Genomic DNA, 4345 nt, shown 5'->3' on the forward strand with positions numbered 1-4345 from the left:
TTCACATACCCCCGCGCCAGCCCCGACCCCGCGATGTACAGCTCGCCCGCCACACCCACCGGCACCGGCAACAGACCCGCATCCAGCACATACACCCTGGTGTTCCACACCGGCCGGCCGATCACCGGCGTGGGTGAATCGGAGAGGGGACTGAAAAGCGCTTCGACCGTGGTTTCGGTGGGGCCGTAGAAGTTGTACGCGGCTGTTCCGGAGTGACGCAGCGTCTCCCAGAGTGCCGTACCGACGGCTTCGCCTCCCAGCAGGAGAACGCTGGGCCGGTAACTCGCCTCGAAGAGCCCGAGAACGACCAACTGCTCCGCGAAGGACGGCGTGGTGTCGAGGAGATCGATCCTGCGATCCGCCACATACGCCATGACCGCTTCGGCGTCCCGGCGGGTGTCGTCGTCCACCAGGTGGAGTTCATGCCCGTCGAACATCCAGAGCAGCTCGGCCCAGGTCGCGTCGAACGAGAGCGACGCGGTCAGGGCGACCCGGAAGCGTTCCTTGCCGGCGGCTGCGACAGCCGGGGCGAAGAGGGTGACGCGGTGGTCCTCGAAGAGGTTGACGACGCTCCGGTGCTCCATCGAGACACCCTTGGGGCGGCCCGTCGAACCTGACGTGTAGATCACGAACGCCGGGTGGGAGGGCAGTAGCGGTGTGTCCCGGTCCGCGTCGGTGACGTGGGCACCGGACAGGCCGGCGAGCCTGTCCCCGGTGTCCGTGCTGTCGAGCAGGAACACCTCGGTCAGGTCCGACGGCAGGACACTCGCGGTGGCCGTGTCCGTGGCCACCAGCACCGGATCCGTCTCGGACAGGATGTAGGCGATACGGTCGGCCGGGTAGTCCGGATCGACCGGCACATAGGCCGCGCCCGAAGTCAGCACCGCCAAAATCGTGGTGATGGCATGCGCCGAGCGGGGCAGCACGGTGGCCACGATCCGCCCCGGGCCCGCGCCACGACCGATCAGCAGACGCGCCAGCCGGTTGACCTCCCCGTTGAGCTCGGCAAAGGACAGCGTCCTGTCACCGAACACCACCGCAGAAGCCTCGGGCGTCCGGGCGACCTGCTGGGCGAACACGTCGACCAGCGTGCCCCCCGACGTCGGATGCCCGCTGCCGCTCCACTCCTCCAGAAGCCGCACACTCTCCTCGCCGGCGAGCGCGTCCAGACGCCCCACGGGTGTGGCCGGCGCCCCGACCACCGCATCCAGCAACCGCCGAAGCCCCTCGGACCAGCCACGGACCTCGGCCTCACCGAAGACCTCCGGACGGTAACTCACCTGGAGCGACAGCCGGGCCCCCGGCAACACCGTCAGGCCGAGAGGAAAATGCGTCGCGTCATGGGCGTGGAAGTCCGTGACACGGAGCGCGTCTCGGCTGACGAGCGTGCTGGGATCCATCGGGTAGTTCTCGAACACGGTTGCTGTGTCGAAGAGTTCGCCGAGGCCGGCGAGTCGGTGCAGATCAGCGAGGCCGAGGTGCTGGTGGGGCGTGAGAGCGGCCTGTTCGTCCTGGAGGCGGGTGAGCAGTGCCGCCAGCGGCTCGGCCGGGTCGAGCTTCACCCGCACCGGAAGTGTGTTGATGAACAGCCCGACCATGTCCTCGACACCGGGGAGCTCAGCCGGCCGGCCCGACACCGTGGCTCCGAAGACCACGTCCTGCCGGCCGGTCATCCGCGCCAGAAGGATGGCCCAGGCCGCCTGCACGACGGTGTTGAGCGTGACACCCTTCGCACGAGCCGCCCGCGTCAGCGCGGTGGTGAAGTCCTCATCCAGCTCGACCGTCAGATGCTCCTGCGCCCCCGGCTCCCGCGGAGCCTCCGAAGGCGCCACACGTGTCGGCTCCTCAAGACCGGCGAGATTCTCCCGCCACGCCGACTCCGCCGCCTCCCGATCCTGAACCGCCAGCCACTGCAGATAGTCACGGAACGGGGTGACACGCGGCAGCACCGCCCCCTCCCCACCCTGCCCGTACAACGCGAACAGCTCACCCAGCATGACGGGAAGAGACCAGCCGTCCCACAGGACATGGTGATGGCTGATCAGCAGCACGTGGCGCTTCTCGCCCAGGTGGAGCAGCGTGAAACGAAGCAGCGGCGCGACGGCGAGGTCAAGGGGCCGGAGCTGATCCGCGTCGATCGCCCGCGCAAGTTCGTCGCGCTGCTCGTCCGGATGGACCGCTGTCAGGTCCACCTCCACCCAGGGGAGTTCGACGGTGCGGGTGATGAGTTGCGCGGTGCGGCCGGACGAGAGCGGGACGAAGGCCGCCCGCAGGTTGGCGTGACGGTTGAGCAGCCCCTGCCCGGCGGCCCGCAGAGCAGCGGCATCCAGCGGACCCTCCAGCTCGAGAACCAGCTGGACGAAGTAGGGCTGGACGCCCGGGGTGTCCTGTGCGTCCTGGTCGTAGAGGGCGTGGAAGAGGAGTCCGTCCTGGAGGGGCGACAGGGGCAGGATGTCACTGACCCCGGTATGGGCCCAGCTCGCTTCCAGCTCCTCGATCTCCCCCTGCGACACCGGAATCAACGGCAGATCAGACGGGGTCAGCGCCCCCACAGAAGGAAGAGTCCCGGGATCGGCGAGCGTCCGCAGCGCCGCGAACCACAGATCCGCCAGAACACAGACCTCGTCCTCACCCAGCAACCCACCCGCCCACGACCAGTACGCCACCAACCGCGGACCATCAGCATGATCCTCCGTCAGAGCGTTCAGCTCCAGCACATGCCCCAACGGCATCCCCGGATCAGCACCCGAACCGATCGCCGCCGACTCCGGCGCCGCACTCCATACCTCCTCCCCCGCCCCGGCCACCGGGAACCGCCCCAGATAGTTGAACCCGATCTGCGGAACCGGAGCCGACTCCAGCACCACCCGCGTCTCCGGATTCACATAACGCAACAACCCCCAACCAATACCGTGATCAGGAACACGACGCAGCTGCTCCTTGACCGCCTTCAACGCACGCGTCATCCCCGCACCATCACCCGGATCACACACCCCCGGAACAAGCCGCACCGGATACGTACTCGTGAACCACCCCACCGTCCGCGAAACATCCAGCCCAGCCCCCACCTCCTCACGACCGTGCCCCTCCAGATCAATCAGCACACCGGAAGAACCCGCACCCTCACCACCCGAACCCGCCCCCGCACGCAGATCCCTCCAACACCCCACCGCAATCGACAACGCCGTCAACAACACATCATTCACACCCGCACGAAAAGCAGCCGGCACCGTCGTCAACAACGGCCCCACCACCTCAGCAGGCAACACCCTCTCCATCACCGCCGCACTGCCCACCACATCAACCACCGGATCCAGACCACGCACACCCAGCAACGGATCCCCGCCCGCAACCATCCCCTGCCACAACCCCAGCTCCGCCACACGCCCAGGATCACCCGCCGACCCCGTCAGAACACCCGACCACGTACGCAACGACGTCGGCACCGACTCCAGAACAACAGCACCGCCCCCCACAACCTGCTCCCACGCAACAGCCAGATCCGGCACCAACACACGCCACGACACACCATCAACCGCCAAATGATGCACCACCAACAACACACGACCCGCCACCCCAGGCCCCGCATCGAACCACACCACGTCCAACATCACCCCCGACTCCGGCGCCAACCGCGCCCGAGCCCTCCCCGTCTCCTCCTCAATCACACCACCCCACGCATCAGCCGCCAGCCCCTCCACAGAAACCCGCCGCACACACCCACCAGCCACCACCGACGACACCGGAAGAACCTCCAGAACCCACCCCTCCGCACCACGCACCACACGCATACGCAACGCATCATGCCGATCCAGCAACCCCTGAACCGCCACCGTCAGATCACCCAGCACCAAACCAACCGGCGCCACCACCAACATCGACTGATAAAACCCGTCAACCGGACCACCCACCTCCTCCAACGCCCGCACAATCGGAGTAGCCGCCACCACTCCCACACCAGCCCCCACATCCTCCACCACCACCGAATCCACATCCCGCGCCACCACCGCCAACGCCGCCACCGTCTTGTGCGTAAACACATCCCGCGGCGTAATCACCACACCCGCCCGACGCGCCCGCGACACCAACTGAATCGAAACGATCGAATCCCCGCCCAGATCGAAGAAACTGTCGTCGATACCCACGCCGGACACGCCCAAGACGTCGGCGTAGGTCTCGACCAGTGCCCTCTCACGATCGGTCCTGGGGGCCCGGCTCGACGCGGATCCCGTCAGTTCCGGGACCGGCAGGGCTGTGCGGTCGAGTTTGCCGTTGTGTGTCAGGGGGAGCGCTTCGAGGGGGACGAAAGCGGCCGGGATCATGTACTCCGGCAGGTCCTCGGCCA

At 67.3% G+C, this 4345-nt stretch carries 1 protein-coding gene; it reads right to left on the reverse strand.

The annotated features are described in order from the left end of the window. Positions 1–4345 (reverse strand): condensation domain-containing protein (locus IE258_RS40335; protein ID WP_189750763.1); only part of this gene is annotated, 4345 nt, incomplete at both ends.

Origin of the sequence: Streptomyces tendae, assembly GCF_014650435.1 — a bacterium.
GTDB classification, from domain to species: Bacteria; Actinomycetota; Actinomycetes; order Streptomycetales; family Streptomycetaceae; genus Streptomyces; species Streptomyces tendae.